Origin of the sequence: Streptomyces hiroshimensis, assembly GCF_014650335.1 — a bacterium.
GTDB lineage: Bacteria > Actinomycetota > Actinomycetes > Streptomycetales > Streptomycetaceae > Streptomyces > Streptomyces hiroshimensis.
The window spans coordinates 154,588-171,175 of sequence record NZ_BMUT01000014.1; the positions used below are offsets into that span (position 1 = coordinate 154,588).

The window sequence follows — 16,588 nt, forward strand, 5'->3', positions numbered from 1 at the left end:
CCAGGAGACCAGGAGAGGACGGACCGTGGACATCATCGGCGCGGGGTGGGCCTTCCCCGCCGTCATCACCGGCACCGGCCGGGTCGGCCTCGCGAGCGGCAGCGACGACGTGGAGCAGGCCGTCCGCATCATCCTGTCCACCGCGCCCGGCGAGCGGCCCATGCGCCCGGAGTTCGGCTGCGGCATCCACCGGCTCGTCTTCGACTCGGTCGACGCCACCACCGTCGCCCGCGCCGACGTGGAGGTGCGCCAGGCCCTCGACCGGTGGGAGCCGCGCATCGAGGTCGACGACCTCCTCTTCAGCACGGACTCCGAGGACACCGGCGTGCTCTACATCGACATCCGCTACCGGCTGCGGGCGACCAACGAACCCCGCAACCTCGTCTTTCCCTTCTACACCCTGCCCGGCGAATCCCCGGATGAGTGACCCATGTCCATCGTTCCCGTCCCCGACCTCGACGACCTGCGTTTCCAGCCGCTCGTCGACGCCGCCAAGCGCGCCCTCCCCGAGCGCGTACCGGAGTGGACCGACCACAACGTCTCCGACCCCGGCGTCACCCTGATCGAAGCCTGCGCCGAACGGGCCGATCAACTGGCGTATCGCATCGACCGTATGACGGACCGGCAGTGCTCCGCCTTGCTCCGGCTCATGGGGATCACGCCGCTGCCCGCTTCTCCGGCCCGCGTCGTCGTCGAGTTCTCCCGCGAGGGCTCCTTCCCCTCCTGCGTGATCCCGGAGGGCACGGAGGTCCGGGCCGGCGGCGGCGAGGACGCCGTCGTCCTGCGCACCGCCGCGCCGCTGACCCTTGCGGAGCAGCAGGCCTCCGGGCGCGTGGAGGCCGTCGAGCACCCCGTCACGCACACCGAGGTGCTGGGCGTCGCCGACGGTTCCCCCGGCAGCCGGTTCGCGACGGCGCACCGCCCGTGGGGCGACGGAGCACCGGTCCCGGACCCGCCGTTCGGGCCGCCGGTCACCGTCCGCGTCGGGACGACGGAATGGCATCGGGTCCGTACCTTCGCCGAGGCCGATTGCAAACAGCCGGTTCACTGGTGGGACGACGCCGCATGCGAAGTCGTCTTCGGGCCGCTGGTTCCGGCGGAGGGCGGCAGCGAGCAGCACGGGGCCGTGCCACCGGCCGGCGCGCCGATCAGCGCCGAGTACGCCGCCTACCGGGGCAGCGCGGGCAGCCTCCCCGTCGGTACGTCCCTTGTCATCGCGTCGCCGGCCGGGCTGAGCGCCGTCGTCCACGCCGTGGTCGCCCCCGCGCGGGACGCGGAGGACCGGCGGCAGGCGCTGGAGCGAGCCGGACTGGTCCTGGCCCCCCTGCGGAGTGCGGTCACCGCGGCCGACCACGAGCAGCTGATCGAGGAGCACGTCGACGGCCTGGCCCGGGTGCGGGTGACGGCGATGACCCGCCCGACCGACTCCCGCGTACCGGCCGCCCTCGACCTGCCGTCGCGCCCGGCCGAGGTCCTGGCCTGCGCCGTCGCCGCCCGGAGCCCGGAGCGGGCCGTGCACTACTACGACGAGAACGGCACCATCACGGCACGCCCGCTGCCTCTCCGCAGACCCGGGACGGAGGACGGCGGGGACGGGCCCCTCTCCGCGGGCGTGGAGGACGACGTACCGGCACCGGTCCAGGAGGCGAAGTGCCTGAACGCCGTCATCCGCCTCGGCGAACAGGAGCCACGGCTGTGGTTCTTCGGGCCGTGGTGCCTGTGGGACGGGGAGGGGCAGGAGCCGCGCGACGTCCGGGAGGCGTTCCCCGGACTGCCGGAGGCCTTCGGCTCGGACCTCGACGAGGTGGCCGTGCTGGCCGACCCCGACGTGCCCGACGCCTACGAACTGTTCTTCTTCAAGGGCGAGATCTTCTTTCACCGCGCCTACGTCCACGTCCCCGCCGACGCCCCCGGCGGCCCGGGTTTTCAGCCCGCGGACGGCAGCAGGGGCGTGACGTCGCGCATCCCGGAGGCCTTTCCCGGCCTCTCCCCGCAGTGCCAGGACACCCCGGACGCGGTGGCCGTCTTCGACGGCGTGTTCTTCTTCATGAAGGGGACGCGGACCGAACCCGCCCTCTGGCGCCCCGAAGACGCCCTCCTGCACGTCCTCCTCGTACCCCGTACGGACGGGGACCCGGCGCAGGTGCCGTCCGCCGGAGTGTTCGACATCCCTGAGGACGTTCTCGCGCGGGTGAGTGACGTCGTCGGGTCCTCGCGGCTGCTCGGCGAACGGCTCGGCGCGGGCCCGCCCCGCTACCACCGCTTCGGCATCACGGCCACGGTACGACCCTGGAGCAGCACGCCGCAGGACACGGAGCGCGCCAGGCAGGCCGCCGAACGGGCCCTGCGCCGCTTCTTCCACCCGACGGCCGGGGGACCGGACGGGCGGGGCTGGCCGTGGGGGCGCAGGGTGCACGCGGGCGATGTGTTCGGCGCGCTGGAACCGCTCCCGGAGCTCCGCGGCACGCTCGCCGTCGGCCTGACCGAGGGCGGCGCGGAGCGGGACGGCCGGGTCGTCACGTCCGTAGAGGTCTCGGACGGCGGCCTGGTGCTGCTCGGCGACGTGGACATCACCGTGGCCCGAGCCGAGGACTGACCCCAGGACTGGCTCCAGACCTTAAGCACAACGGCTGCCCCCAGGGCTGACCACAAGGGCCCGGCGCCGGGCGCGCCGGGACCCCGGAAGAGAGGACCGCATCGCACATGGATCCGCACCCCGAATCCCGCACCGGACGCCCGCTCGGCCTGCCGTCCGTCTACTCCGGCGACACGGTCGTGGAGGCGTTCGCCGCCGCGATCGGCGAGGCCATGGCCCCGGCGGAGGAGCGGATCGAGAGCCTCGACGCCGTCCTCGACCCGTGGCGCGCGCCACCGGCCTTCCTGGACTGGCTGATCCGCATCACGGGCGCCCGGGTCGAACCGGGCTGGACCGAGGTCCAGCGCCGCAAGGCCGTCGATCTGGCGCCCCGGCTGACGGCATACCGCGGCACCCCGTACGGGCTGCTGCTGGAGGCCGAGGAGATCCACGGCTGGGACCGCCTCGTCATCGACGACCCCGGTGGCGTCTTCACCGGCAGCCACCGGCCGCCCCGGGCGGGCCGCATGCTCACCGTCACCCTGACCGCAGGGCGCGAGGAGGACCGTACGGCCCTCGAACACCGGCTCACCCGCCTGGTGCGCGCGCACTGTCCCGCGCACCTGCCGTTCAAGGTCGCGGTCCTCAGCGACCCCGGCGACGGGAAGAGCGCACAGCACACCGGGCAGGCCCGGCGCGGCCGCCCCGAAGGCACTTCTGCCGCCCCTGACGAGAGGTCACAGCAGGGATGAGTCTGCCGACACCCGAGTACGACGGGCGCACCCGCGACCAGGTCGTCGCCACCGCCGTCGCCGCCGTACGCCGGAGGGTCGGCGTCTGGAGCGGGCAGGACCGCACCGACCCCGGCCGGGGCCTGATCGAGACCTGCACCGACATGGTCGTGGCCCTGCGCGACCGGCTCAACCTGGCCCCCGACCAGCGCCGCCTGCAGGTGCTGAGCATGCTGGGCGTGCGGCCGTACCAGCCTGCGCCCGCGCAGACCGAGGTCGTCTTCCGGCTCGCCGCACCGCCGCCCGAGCCGGTCGTCGTCCCCGCAGGGCTGGAGGTGGCCACGCGGCCGGTGGGGGAGGAGGAGCCGGTCGTCTTCAGCACCCTGACGGACGCGGTGCTCAACCCCTGTGTCCTGCTCGCCGCCGGCGACTTCCTGGAGCGGGCGACGGGCAGCGGGATCCTGGAAGGCACGCTGACCGGGCTCGGCCCCGGGGCGGACGATCCCGTCGAGCTCGCCGGCCCGGCCTTCGCCGGCCCGCCCTTCCACCTCAACCTCCCTTACGCGGCGGACTTCCCGCTCACAGGGGACGCTACGGACGGCCTCGGTCCTGAGCCTGTCCGTCCTTCCGGCAGCGGCTCCTACGCCTTGGTCGTGCTCTCCGTACCCGTGCCCGGCATCCGGTTGACGCTCGACGTCCGGCTGGGGGAGGCCTCTGTCCCCGCGCCCGGCGGCAACAGCGCCCCGGTCAAGGGCCGGTGGGAGGCCTGGCAGGGAACGCACTGGACCTCCTGCCGCGTCGTGGCGGACGGCGTCACCGGGCCGGACCGCCCGGGCCGGGTCACGCTCGACCTTCCGCCCGCCCACGCGCCCGCCCAGCTCCTCCTCCACCAGGGCGCGGCGGCCACCGGCCGGGAGCCGGATCCGCACCCGGGGCAGGAACAGGACGCGCCGCGGCGGCTCCGCGACGTGGGCCTGATCCGCTACCGGACGGAACCGGGACAGAGCCCCCTGGCCGAGGCCGCACTCGTCCCCGTACTGAGCGTCCCCGTCCCCGTCGTCCAGGCCCGGCTCGTCCAGGACGAGGTGCTCGGCACGGCGTCCGGCACCCCCGGCGAGCGGCTGCGGTTCGCCCACCCGCCGATGCCGCGGTCCACCGACCCCCTCGTCGTCGAGGCCACCGCCGGCGGGCGTACCGAACGGTGGACGCACGTCGCTTCGCTCGCCGGATCGGGGCCCGGCGACCGGCACTTCACCCTGGACCCGCGCACCGGCGAGGCCGTCTTCGCGCCCGTGGTGGCCGGAGCCCGCGGCCCGCGGCAGCACGGGGCGGCGCTGCCGCCGGGCGCGGTCGTCCGGGCACGGCGCTACCTGACCGGCGGCGGCGCCCGGGGCAACGTGCCCGCGCGGACCATCACCGTGCTGCGGACACCGCTGCCCTACATCTCCTCGGTGACGAATCCTGCGCCCGCCGTCGGAGGAACGGAGCGCGAGAGCGCCGCCGCCTGTGCAACCCGACTGCCCCTCGGCTCGCCCGTGCCCGAACGGGCCGTCGTTCCGCGCGACTACGAGCAGCTGGCCCTGGCCGCCTCGGCCGGCATGGCCCGCATCCACCACCTGCGGGACGTGCCCGACGACGCGCTCGACCCGGCACGCAACTACGTGGCGTGGGAGCCCGCGACGACGGAAGTCCGGTTCACCGTCGCGGCCGGCGTGCCGGAGGTGCCTGCGGGGACTCAGGTGACGACGGCGGACGGGAAGGTGGTCTTCACGACCACCGAGTCGGCCGTGCGGACATCCCCCGAGCCCATGGGCGCGGCATCCCTCGGTCTCGTCGCCGAAACCACGGGCGCCGCCGAGATGTTCGCCGCCGGGGACTACGCGACCTCCGGCTTCTCCGGCCCCTTCACGACGGGCGGCAAGCTGGTCCTCGCTCTGGTACGGATCGCGAAGGCGCACGACCTGCGGAACCTCATGCTGTGGGTGGCTCCTGCCGGGGCCGGGGCCGGGGCCGGGGCCGGGGCCGGGGCCGGGGCCGGGGCCGGGCGGCGGCGGTCAGAGGGCCGGATCGCGGTGTCCGTGTTCGCCCCGAGGAAGGGCGAGCCCTGGTGGGACACCGCCTCCCCGCTTGCTTACGCGTCCTCGTCGGCGCAGCTGGTCACGGGCGCGGGCGCGGGCGCGGGCGGGGGCGAGGGCGGTGGAAGCGGAAAGGGCGTGGCGGCCGTGAACGCTCACCCCGTCCCCTTGGGCACCTCCGCACGGTGGCTGGCCGCGGTCGGCCGGGGCGAGCTCGCCACGACGGCGCAGGAGGCCGTAGCCGACCTGGGGTCCGGCTTCCCGGCGGACGAGGCCGCATGCTGGATCGCCGTGCAGATCCTCGACCCCCAGGGCGACGACGCCACCACGTACACGGTGTACGCCGACTCGGGCACCACATCGGCCGTGCCGGCAGTGCAGTTCGAGGAGCACAGCACGGGCCACAAGGAGGTCGCCTCGAAGGGCGAACCCGGCCAGGTCTTCTCGCTGCTGGAAGCGCCGGTGTACGGCCAGCCCCCGCCGATCCGCGTCGGCGCGGGGGACTGGCACACCGTCCCCTCCTTCGCCGAGTCGATGCCGGACGACGAGCACGTGGTGGTCAACGCGAGTACGGGCCAGGTCCACTTCGGCCCCAAGACGGACGGCCCCACGGGCAACCACCAGTACGGCGCCGTTCCCCTGCCGGAAGGCACGAAGATCACGGCGGGCGGCCCGTACAAGGTCACCCTCGGCGCGGCCGGCAACGGCATCCCTCAGGGCGGCATCAGCAGCCTGAAGCACGCCGTGGAGGGAGTGCTGGGCGTGTCGAACACCTCCCTCACGGCAGGTGGCAAGAACGGCTACACCGACACCAGCGGCGGCAGCACCCAGGCCGGCGTACGGCTGATGGTCATCCCCTTCGTCACGACCGACGAACGCGGATGGTTCCCGTTCCACATGCTCACGCCCGGTCGCGACGCCCGTGACACGCTGCGGCGCTCCTTGCGGGCCTGCCAGCCGGAAGGCGTGCCGGTATGGCTGGTGGAGCCCGGCTACCGGGGCATTCGTATCGACGCCCGCATCGTGCCCACCGACTACCGGACCGCCTCCGAGCGTGCCGCCCTCGGAGCAGCCGCCGAGCGCGCCCTGTACCGGTACTTCAGCCCGGTCGGCGGCGGTCCGGACGGCACCGGCTGGCCGCTGGGGCGCCCGGTGCACGTGGGGGAGGCGTTCCGGGTCCTGGAGCAGGTGCCCGGGGTCGCCCGGGTGGCCACCGCGACCCTGACGCCGGTCGATCCGCGCACCGGCGCGGCCGAGAAGTCCGTCGACCTGGTCGACTGCGGGCCGGGCGAGACCGTGTATTCCGTCGAACACCGGATCACCGTTGCGGAGGTGCCGTCATGAGCGGGACGGAGCAGAGGGGCGACGGGGGGACGGGGACGGAGACGGGCCAGGGCATCGCGGGAGAGCCCCGGCTGCTGGCCGTGGACTGGGCGGCGGACCGGCTGGCCGTGGTGGGCCTCGGCACACCGCAGACCCCGGAGCCGCCGCGGACCGTCGAGGTCGGGAGCAACCCGCGCGCGGTGGCCGTCGGCGCGGACGGCACCCGCGCCTACGTCGCCGACCACGGCTCGGGGACGCTGTCGGTGGTGGACCTGACCGGCGCCGAGCCCGTCCTGCTGCACACCGTCCCTACCGGTCCGGGCCCGGCCTCCGTGGTCGCCGGACTCGCCCGCGACCGCGTCTGCGTGGCGGACGAGTCGGGCGGGGTCGTGGTCTTCGAGGCGGACGGCGAGCGGGTGGCCGAGATCGCGGTGGGCACGGGACCGTGCACCCTGGCAGCGGCCTCCTCGGGGGAGCGGGTCTGCGCCGTCGACGTGACGGGCGGGACCGCCTCGGTGATCGGTATCGCCGGCCCGGCCGCGCCGTCCGTGACCGGCTCGGTGCCGGTGAGCGGGGCCACCGGGGCGGTCGCCGTGTCCCCGGACGGAGCATTCGCGTACGTCGGGGTCAGGGTGGACGACGCAACCGGCGCAGTGAAGGTCGTCGATCTGGCCCGGGGCGTCGAAGTGCCCGTGGGAGCCGTGGGGGCCGTCGGCGCGGAGCCGCGCGCGATCGTGGTGAGTCCTGCGGGTGACCGTATCTGCGTGGCCGCCTACGGCTCGGCGTCGGTCGCGATCGCCGGACTCGACCGGGAGAGCGGCCGGATGGGCTCCGTCGCTACGGTCGCGACCGCCCCGCACCCGGTCGCCGTGGCCTTCACACCGGACGGCCGGCTGATCCACGTCGTCAGCCAGACCACGGGGAAGGTCACCGCCATCCGCCTGGACGCACCGGAGAAGGAGCCGGAGACCACGGACCTTGTCGTCGCGACCGTGCCCTCGGGCGTCGTGTTCGGGCCCGGCGGCCACTACGCCTACGTCACCGACCAGGCGACAGGACAGCTGGTCACCGTACGCGCGGCCCCGTACAAAACGGGGGAGATCGGCACGGGGGACGGCTCGAAGCCGGTCGGCGTGGCGGTGTCCCCGGACGGCCGGTGGGCCTACGCGGCCGACTCCGCGTCCGACAAGCTCGCGGTGCTGGATCTCGAACGCCTGACGCCCGGCACGCCCGTCGGCCTCGGGACCGGGCACAAGCCCTGGGACGCCGCCGTGGCGCCGAACCGGACGTTCGCCTGCGCCACCAGCCCGGACTCGGATCACCTCCTGCTGCTGACGCCTGCTGCGGGAGACACCCTGGAGACCGGCGAAGGCGCCCGGGTGACTCCGGTCGCCCTGGCGCCGGGATCCCGGCCGCACGGCGTGGCCGTCACCCCGGACAGCCGGTACGCGGTGACCGCCGACCACGGCACGGCGACGGTGTCCCTCGTCGACCCGCACGGGGGCACGTACACGATCGGCCCGGAGACCCTCAAATGCGATCACCCCGATGGCATCGCGCTGTCCAAGGACGGCCGGACGATGTACGTCGCGGACTTCGTCGAGCCTCCGACGAACCAGTTCGGCGGGAAGATCGCCATCCTCCGCAGGGACACATCGGGGCGATGGGAACACACGACGGTCATCGACGCCCAGACGGGGCGACTGGCGGGGGCCCATGAGCTGGCATTGTCGCCCGACGAACGGCTGCTGTACGTCGCCAACTACACAAATGGGACCGTGTCGGTTCTCGGGCGCGACAGCGAAGACGGCCCATGGACCTTCCGCCGGACCATCACCAAATCCCAATCCTTGCAGCACCCCTACGGCCTGGCCCTCTCATCGAGTGGAGACACCCTCTACGTATCCAATGACGCCGATACGGAGGGCTCCGTCGAGGTGTTCGACGTCGCCGACGGCCGGGCGGACTTCAAGGAAAGGATCGTCATCAAGCGGGGCCAGCCCCACGTCCACCTTGGTCTCGCACTCTCCCCGGACGACCGGTTCCTCTACGCGGCCGACAAAGAGTTCCGGACGCCGGTACCGCAGACAGCGACCGGCACGGTGTACGGAGTGCCTCTGGACGGGGACAAGCAGCCGGTTGTCGTGGCGAGGGCCTCAGAACACGGCACCGACATGCCCAGTGGACTCGTCTGCCGCGACGACCGCACCCTGTGCGTCGTCAACCAAGGCGAAAAGACTGTGCCTTCCCGCTCCGCATGCCTGGCCGTGCTCACGCTGGACGAATCCCGACTGGCCGTACAGGAGAGCAAGACCGTCCCCCTCGACAAGGATGTCCTCCCGTACACGCCCGCGGTCTCGGGCGACGGCACCCTCTGCATCGCCAACTTCGACGGACCGACGGTCACGGTGTTCGGATCCATGGTCACCCCCGTCCCGGTCGATGAGCCGGCCGAGTCCCAGCCGTGGGACGTGGCCGTCACCCAGGACGGCATCTATGCGTACGTCACCGACCGCCACGCCGACGCCGTACGGTGCATTCGTCTCGCCGACCGTGACGTGAGCACGCTCCCCGTCGGCGACGACCCCATGGGCGTGGCGAGCGGGCCGGGAGGCGTCCGCGCCTACGTCGCCGACCACGGCGGCAACAGCATCACCGTCCTCGACAGAACCCCTGAACGGACCGGTACGCCCGTTGTCTCCGTGGCCGGGGTGGAGAGTGCCCGCGCCGTGGCGCTCCATCCCCGGGCTTCGTACGCCTACATCGCCCGGGCCAACAGCCTCGACGCCGCGGCCCTCGACGGAGCCACGGCCGGGACCGCCCTGAGCGCGGGCGCGTCCCTGAACACCGGCGCGTCCCTCTGCTCCGTCGCGGTGCATCCCGACGGAGCGTACGCGTACGCGGTGGACGCCGGCGGTCCCGTGCCCGAGGTGCGCGTCGCCGACCTGTCCGCGGCCGAGCGACCCGTCCGCGCAGCGGCGGAGCCGGTACAGCTCACCGGCGGTGCACGGCCCACGGGCATCGCCCTCCACCCCTCGCAGCCGTGGGGGTACGTCAGCGGATTGAAGGAAGGGGACCACGACCGCGCTCCGGGCGTCCTATGGGTGCTCGACACCTCTCAGCCGGACCGCCCTTCCCTGACCGGCACGGTGCAGCATCCCCTCCCCGCCGTCGAAGGCATCGCCGTCCACCCGGGGACCACCGGCCACGCCTATCTGGTGACCCGCTCCGGCGACGACTGCCGGCTCCACGTCCTGCACGTCACCGGTGACCCGGCCAAGCCTGTCCTCCTGCCCGGACCTGGTCTGTTCCTTCCGCCCGGTGCCCGGAGCATCACCGTGCACCCGCAAGGCGGTTACGCCTTCGTCGGGGGAGACGGCGGCAGCGTCCACGTCCTGGAACTGGGCGATCCCACCCGCCCACGGCTCGCGGGCGGCACCCCCAACCTGGGCGCCCGCCCCGGCGCGGCCTTCCGCCCGGACGGCCGCAGCGCCCTGTGCCTCACCGCCGACGGCCTCGCCGACATCACGCTCGGCCCGCCCAGGGTCACCCACACCTGGAAGGGCGAGTACATCACCGCTCCGCAGTCCGTGGCGGTCTCGGCGGACGGCAGGAGGCTCTTCGTGACGTCGCAGAACAGCGGAACGCTCTCGATCCTCGACACCGAGACCGGGGCACCGCGCTTCACCGTGCCGGCCGGTGTCGGGCTTGCCGCCCTCGCACTGCATCCGACGGAACCGCGTGTGTACGTGGCCGACGAGTCCGGTGCCGCCGTCGCGGTGATCGACACCACGGAGTTGGCGAAGGCGGGCACCACGGAACTGGGAATCGACCCGCGCCAGGCGCTCCTCGGGCCGGGCGCGGACTGACACGGACTGCCCCGTACGACCCCATCCATCCGGCGCGGACAGCGGCAGACAGAGGCAGGCAGATGATCGAACTGGTCGACCACGCAATGGAGTTACGCGTACGCAGGGATCTGACGTATCTGGAGCCGGGTTTCCCCGTCACCTTCCAGCCCCCCGGCCGCGACGGCGGGCACGGGGAGACCGTCGGCGCGGAGACCGTCGGCATCTACCTGTACGACATCCGCGAGGACCTGGACCGCAAGCAGACCGGCACCGTCTACAACTACGGCACGGCACGGGGCGGCGGGGACGAGCCGCGGAGGAAGCTGGCGCAGCACGACCCGCCCCGGTACGCCCGGCTGTCCTACCTCGTCAGCGCGTGGGCGCCGGACGCCCTCATCGCTCACCGCATGCTCGGCGAACTCCTCGTCGGCTTCGCCAGGAGCCGTGAGTTCGAGGTGCAGCTTCCGCCGGAACTGGAGCAGATGAAGCTGCAAGCCCTCCTCGACGTCGGCCACCCGCCGGCCGAGGACCGGGCCTTGACCGAGCTGTGGAGCGCGAAGGGCCACAAGCTCGTGCCGGCTCTGAACGTGACCGTGACCGTGCCGCTGCTGTCGTACCTTCCGGCCGGTTACGACCACTGGGTGTCCCAGCCCCTCGTGGTCGGCGACGAGAACGTGGAGCTCACCCGGCCCGGAACGCCGCGCCGGGCCACCGGTCGCACCGGTCGCACCGGGGAAGGCGGCGGCCGATGACCGCACCCTCGCCGACCTGCCCGGACGAAGTCACCGGACCGGCGGCCCCCACCGCCGCCGACTGGCTCCTCGCCCGCCTGGCCCTGATCGAGGCCAGGGTGCGGCGCGCCATCGCCGTCCGTACCGGTGACGAGACGGCGGCCGGACCGGGCGGGTTTCCGGGGCCCGCCGAGGCCCCCTTCGACCCGTTCCAGGGGCTCTACATCTCCGACGACGCGGCCCCGCACCTCCTCGACGCCCCCACCGGCCCGCTGCCCCCCGATCCCGCCGAGAGCCGCCTCGCCGCCGCCCTCCGCACACACGAGGAAGCGGCCGTCGCCGCCGGAGCCGCACCGCCTCTCCTGCGCCTCGCCCAGGAGTTCGGCCTGGGTCCGCTCGACGTGGACATCCTGCTGATCGCGCTCGCCCCCGACACCGACGCACGCTTCGAGCGCTGTTACGGGTACCTCAACGACGACATCACCTGCCGTCACGCCACCACCGGACTCGCCCTCGCCCTGTGCGGCGTCCCGAGTGCCTCCGCGACCGCCCGCCGCGTCTTCTCGCCCGACGGGCCCTTGCGTGCCGGAGGCCTGCTGGAGGACGGCGACACCGCCCGCCCCTACCTGACCCGTATGCTCCGCGTCCCCGACCGGGTCACCGCACACCTGCTGGGCCATGACGCCCTGCCGGCTGGCCTGCACACCGCCGTAACCCTGCCCAGGCCCGCGCCGCAGGCCCCGCTGACGGGCGACAGCCCGCTCGCCGCCACCGCCCGGCGCCTCGCCTCGCTGCTCACCCGCCACCGCTTGGCCCACCTGCGCGACGGCCCCGGCGCCGCGGCCGACAGCGTCGCGGAGACGGCGCTGGCGGCGGTCGGCAGGCCGGCGCTCCGGCTCGACCTCGCCGCCCTCTCCGGCGAGCCGCGGGCGCAGACGGAGGCGCAGACGGAGGCCGTGGTCCGCGCCGCAGTCCTCGAAGCGCGGCTGCGGGGCTGCGGGCTGCTCGTCGGTCCTGTCGGCTCGGTCGCTCCCGCCGTCGGCTCCTCCGCCGACGTCCGGCGCCTGCGCGGCCTCCTGGCCCCTCTCGCGGATCTTCCTCTTCCTGTCGTGTTCACCGGCCCGGAGCCCTGGGACGCACACTGGATGCCCACGCCCCCCGTTCTGATCGAGTGCCCGCCGCTCACGGAACCCGATCGGGCGGCACTGTGGCGGCACGAGTTACGCGCGCTCACCGGTCCGGCCGCCGGGACCCATGAGGCGGTGGCCGACGGGATCGGCGCTGCGACGGCCGACCGGATCGACGAGGCGGCTGCTGCCGGCGCCCGGTACCGCATCGCCCCGCACCGGATCCCCGCCGTGGCCGCGTCGGCCTGCCGGCAGGCCGACGCGGACGGAACCCCCGTCGGCCCGGCGGCCGTCCACGCCGCGGCCCGCAGCTGGAACGGCAGCGCCCTCGGCCGCCTCGCCCGGCGCGTCCGGCCCGCCGTCTCCTGGCCCGACCTGGTCCTGCCCGAGCGCCCGTACGAGCAGCTGCGCGGCCTCGCCCGCCGCATCCGCCACCGCGACCAAGTTCTTGGCCGGTGGGGGATGCGGCCCGGCGGCGGCCGCGGGCGCGGCGTCACCGCCCTCTTCAGCGGCGCCTCGGGCACCGGCAAGACCTTCGCGGCCGAGGTCGTCGCCGCGGACCTCGGCCTCGACCTGTACGTCGTCGACCTCGCCACCGTCGTCGACAAGTACATCGGCGAGACCGAGAAGAACCTCGAACGCATCTTCACCGAGGCCGACGCCGTCAACGCCGTCCTCCTCTTCGACGAGGCCGACGCCGTCTTCGGCAAGCGCACCGCCACCCAGGACGCCCACGACCGCTACGCCAACACCGGCACCTCCTACCTCCTCCAGCGCCTGGAGTCCTTCGACGGCCTCGCCCTCCTCACCACCAACATGCATGCCAACATCGACGCCGCGTTCCTGCGCCGCCTGGACCTCGTCGTGCACTTCCCCGCCCCCGACGAGGCGCAGCGCCGCGCCCTGTGGGACCGCTGTCTGGGCCCCGGCGTGCCCCGGGCCGCCGACCTTGACGAAGCCGCGCTCGCGGCGCTCGCCGGCGCCTTCGACCTGCCCGGCGGTGCCATCCGCTGCTGCGCGGTCACCGCCGCCTACCGTGCCGCCGCCGACGACCGGCCCCTGAGCACGGCCGACCTGCTGGCCGCGGTCCGGGAGGAGTACGCCAAGCTCGGGCGGTACGTGGACGAGTCCCGGTTCCCCGCGGCGATCCAGCCGATGCAGGCGGCGCAGGCGGTGCCGCAGTGAGCCCGGCTCCGCTTCCGGGACCGGAGCAGCGCCACGAGCCCGCCCCCGCCCCCGAAGCCGCGGCGCCCCCGCAGGCGGGCGCGGCCGGCGACATTCTCGCCGGCCGCCTCAGGGAGCTCCAGCAGCAGGCCGGCAACGCGGCGACGGCCGCCCGCGCGCTCGGCGCCGGAGGACAGCAGACCGCGTCCGGCGCACCGTTCGGCCACCGCCGCCTCGTCGCCTCGCCCCGCTGGCACCAGGAGGCCGAGCTCTACGAACAGCGGCTCGGCGCGGCACTGGCAGCGTCCCCCGAGGTGGGCCGCGCGGCCCGTACGGCCGTGCTGCGCCTGAACGAGGTGCTGAGCGCGGAGTTCACCGCAGAGCGGGCGGCCGGGGCCTTCCTCAAGGACGACCCGGCCAGCGCGGGCCAGGTCGGTACGGGCCAGGTCGGTACGGGCCAGGTCGGCGCGGGCCAGGTCGGCACGGGAGAAGACGCCCGGGAGCGGCTGCTGCAGTGGACCGAACCCGGCTCGTCCGCCACCGTCCGCGAACTCGTCACCGCCTTCTACAACGCCGCCTACTACAAATACGGGCCCCAGCCCGAGCCGTCCGGGGACGACCGCGACGTCTCCTTCAAGACCCTCCTGCACCGCATCGTCCTCGACGGCGACCTGCGGCGCGCCTACGAGCTCGGCCTCGACACCGACGCCCTGAGCGCACAGCGGGAATACCTGACCGGCCGCGCCCGAGGCGTCCTCGGGCAGCTGCCGCAGGACGTCGGGCGTCTGTTCGCGAAGGACATCTTCGCCCTGGGGAACATGACCCTCCAGCACGGCACCGGCACCACCCTGTCGATGGGCCGCAGCCAGCAGGGCAGGACCGAGCGGCCCGAGGCCGCGGCCGGGACCGGACCCGGCCGGAGCACCCTTCGCAACTACCAGGACCTCGGGGTACCCCTGAGCGAGGCGGAGCGGGCCCACGCGGAGCGCAGCACCACGCCCCTGCGCGTCGAAGGCCTCCGGCTCGACGGGGACCAACTCCACCCGCAGGAGTACGACGTCAGCCCCGAGGACATCTGGGCGGCCCTGGTCCCCGCCGGCGAGCAGGGACCCGAGTTCCCCCTGCCCTGGGCCTCGGGACAGGCACTCTTCGCCATGGACCCCGCAGCCTCCTGGCACCGTAAGCACCACGAGCGCGGCGCCCCCCTCGTGGCGGGCATCTCCGGCACGACCACCCGTATGCTCAGCGCTTTCCGCTGGCTGAAGGCCGTACCGGGAGGGTCGCAGGGGCAGGAGCGCTCCGAGCGGGAGTTCTTCCTCGCCGTCGCCTCCTGGATGCTGACGGGCCGGGACCACTCGCTGTACGAGATCCTGCGCGGCGCGAAGGCCGCCGGGCTGCCGAGCCTGTCCGGCCTCACGGCGTCCTCCAAGGACGTGGCCGCGATGTACCGGGACTTCGACACCTTCGTACGGGCCGCGCTGCCGCAGACGAAGCTGCCCGATCCCCCGTATGCCGCGCTCTACGAGCAGCAGGCGCTGGCCGAACCTGAGCACGGAGGGATGCTCACCGTCCACGACGGTACGGTGCGCGCGGCGCGACACCGGCAGCGGCGCCTGCGGAGGCAGGGGCCCGGCGAAGAACGGCCGGACAAGGACTTCGGCCTCGCGCACTACCTTGCACTGGCGCAGTACACCGGGGACAACCACCAGCTCATCAACCGCGTTCTCACCACCCCCGGTGGATTCGCCTCGGTCGGTGTCGGCCGGCTGATCGACGAGATGATCTCCCGGGTCATCAGGGGCGAGCCCACCGAAGTGCCCTTCACCACGTGGCGCGACGCCGAGCTCCAGGACCGGATCAGCGACTACAGGGCGCCGGGTCTCGACGACCGGGAGAGGGCGGCCCGGCTGGAGGGCGTGAGGAAGCGGTTGCACGCTCTCGCCGGCACGCTGCGGGCCGAGGCCGAGATCCATGCCGACATGCTCGCCGACTCCCTCCACCGGCTGCCGCCCGTGAAGGGAACGGTGTACCGGGCGGGATGGGAGGTGTGGCCCCGGAAGCGGCTGTCCTTCAGCGGCTTCACCAGCACCAGCGAGGAGCGGAGGAAGGCCGAGGAGTTCCTGCCGCTCCAGTACCCGACCGCCGGAGGCCGCAGGGTCCTCTACCGCCTCGAACTCTCCGGGCGCAGCGGACGGAACATCTCCTCCTTCTCCCGGAAGCCGGAGGAGAAGGAGGTACTCCTCCTGCCGGGGGCGGCGTTCACCGTGCAGCTGCGCAACCGCGACGAAGTCGCGCACGTCCAGGGACGGGAGATCCGTTACGACTTCGTCTGGGCCACGGAAGCGACGGGGTGACTGCGCGGCTCCCCGTACCTTGATGTGTGCGTGCGTGCCCTGCCCACCGGACCGGTGGGCAGGGCACAAGCACATAGGGGACGGTCAGGATGCGGGACCGGCGGTGACGGGCCGCCCCCGGACGCAGGTGAGGGTGGCCGTGCCTTTGTACTTCTTCACTTCGTCTTTGGCGGGCGGGTTGCTCGCCGGTGTCGTCGGTGTGAAGACCAGGTCGAGCGGGCCTCCGTCGACGACGACTTCCTTGCCCTGCGCGGTCCTGGCGTACTGGGCGCGGTTCCCCCGGGGCACCTTGAGTTCGACCGTGCCGAGCCCCGCGAGGGGGAACGTCGGCGGCACCACATAGCCGACGCCTGCGATCCGCAGGGATTCGATGTCGTCCGGGACGCAGGCGACGTGCCCTTCGACCCGGAAGCCCGCCGAGCCCTGGAGCGGGAAAGGGGGAGGAGGAGTGAGCGTCGCGCTCACGGGCGGCGTGGTCAAGGCCACCACGAGCGTCACCAGATCGCCCTCTCTCACCACGAGCTTCTGCATGATCGGACAGCTCTCCTGGTGTTGTGGGGGTGGGGGCGCTAGCTGCTCTGCCCCGGCTGGCCGGCGATTTGGGTGATGGTGAAGTGGACGAATTCGGCGGGGCGGACGGGGGCGATGCCGATGTCG

The 16,588-nt window shown here is 73.6% G+C and carries 9 protein-coding genes; 8 read left to right on the top strand and 1 reads right to left on the bottom strand.

Annotated features, from left to right (window positions below):
• The first annotated feature begins 25 nt into the window (after positions 1 to 25).
• The 8 genes from IE241_RS28025 (at position 26) to IE241_RS28060 (ending at position 15,931) form a co-directional block, all read left to right on the top strand.
• Positions 26 to 427 (top strand): GPW/gp25 family protein, encoded by a 402-nt coding sequence (locus IE241_RS28025; protein WP_190024642.1) that lies wholly within the window; start codon positions 26 to 28, stop codon positions 425 to 427.
• A 3-nt stretch (positions 428 to 430) separates the two neighbouring features.
• Positions 431 to 2,596, top strand: a complete 2,166-nt coding sequence (locus tag IE241_RS28030; RefSeq protein ID WP_190024643.1) for a baseplate J/gp47 family protein — start codon at positions 431 to 433, stop codon at positions 2,594 to 2,596.
• Positions 2,597 to 2,703: 107 nt separating this feature from the next.
• Positions 2,704 to 3,327 carry a phage tail protein gene (locus IE241_RS28035; RefSeq protein WP_190024644.1) on the top strand — a complete coding sequence of 208 codons (624 nt, stop codon included), beginning with the start codon at positions 2,704 to 2,706 and terminating at the stop codon, positions 3,325 to 3,327.
• Complete coding sequence (locus IE241_RS34700) at positions 3,324 to 6,725, top strand: baseplate J/gp47 family protein (protein ID WP_190024645.1); 3,402 nt, start codon at positions 3,324 to 3,326, stop codon at positions 6,723 to 6,725. The genes IE241_RS28035 and IE241_RS34700 overlap by 4 nt, the downstream gene beginning before the upstream one ends.
• The gene (locus tag IE241_RS28045) at positions 6,722 to 10,573 is read left to right on the top strand and encodes a beta-propeller fold lactonase family protein (protein WP_190024646.1); all 3,852 of its coding nucleotides are present in this window, start codon (positions 6,722 to 6,724) and stop codon (positions 10,571 to 10,573) included. The genes IE241_RS34700 and IE241_RS28045 overlap by 4 nt, the downstream gene beginning before the upstream one ends.
• Before the next feature lie 62 nt (positions 10,574 to 10,635).
• Positions 10,636 to 11,307, top strand: a complete 672-nt coding sequence (locus IE241_RS28050; protein ID WP_190024647.1) for a Pvc16 family protein — start codon at positions 10,636 to 10,638, stop codon at positions 11,305 to 11,307.
• The gene (locus IE241_RS28055) at positions 11,304 to 13,598 is read left to right on the top strand and encodes an AAA family ATPase (protein ID WP_190024648.1); all 2,295 of its coding nucleotides are present in this window, start codon (positions 11,304 to 11,306) and stop codon (positions 13,596 to 13,598) included. The genes IE241_RS28050 and IE241_RS28055 overlap by 4 nt, the downstream gene beginning before the upstream one ends.
• On the top strand, positions 13,595 to 15,931 hold the full coding sequence (locus IE241_RS28060) for an ADP-ribosyltransferase family protein (RefSeq protein ID WP_190024649.1): 2,337 nt from the start codon (positions 13,595 to 13,597) through the stop codon (positions 15,929 to 15,931). The genes IE241_RS28055 and IE241_RS28060 overlap by 4 nt, the downstream gene beginning before the upstream one ends.
• An 84-nt stretch (positions 15,932 to 16,015) precedes the next feature.
• Here the strand turns inward: IE241_RS28060 and IE241_RS28065 are convergent, their stop codons facing one another.
• Complete coding sequence (locus IE241_RS28065; protein WP_190024650.1) at positions 16,016 to 16,462, bottom strand: contractile injection system spike tip protein; 447 nt, start codon at positions 16,460 to 16,462, stop codon at positions 16,016 to 16,018.
• Between the last annotated feature and the right edge of the window lie 126 nt (positions 16,463 to 16,588).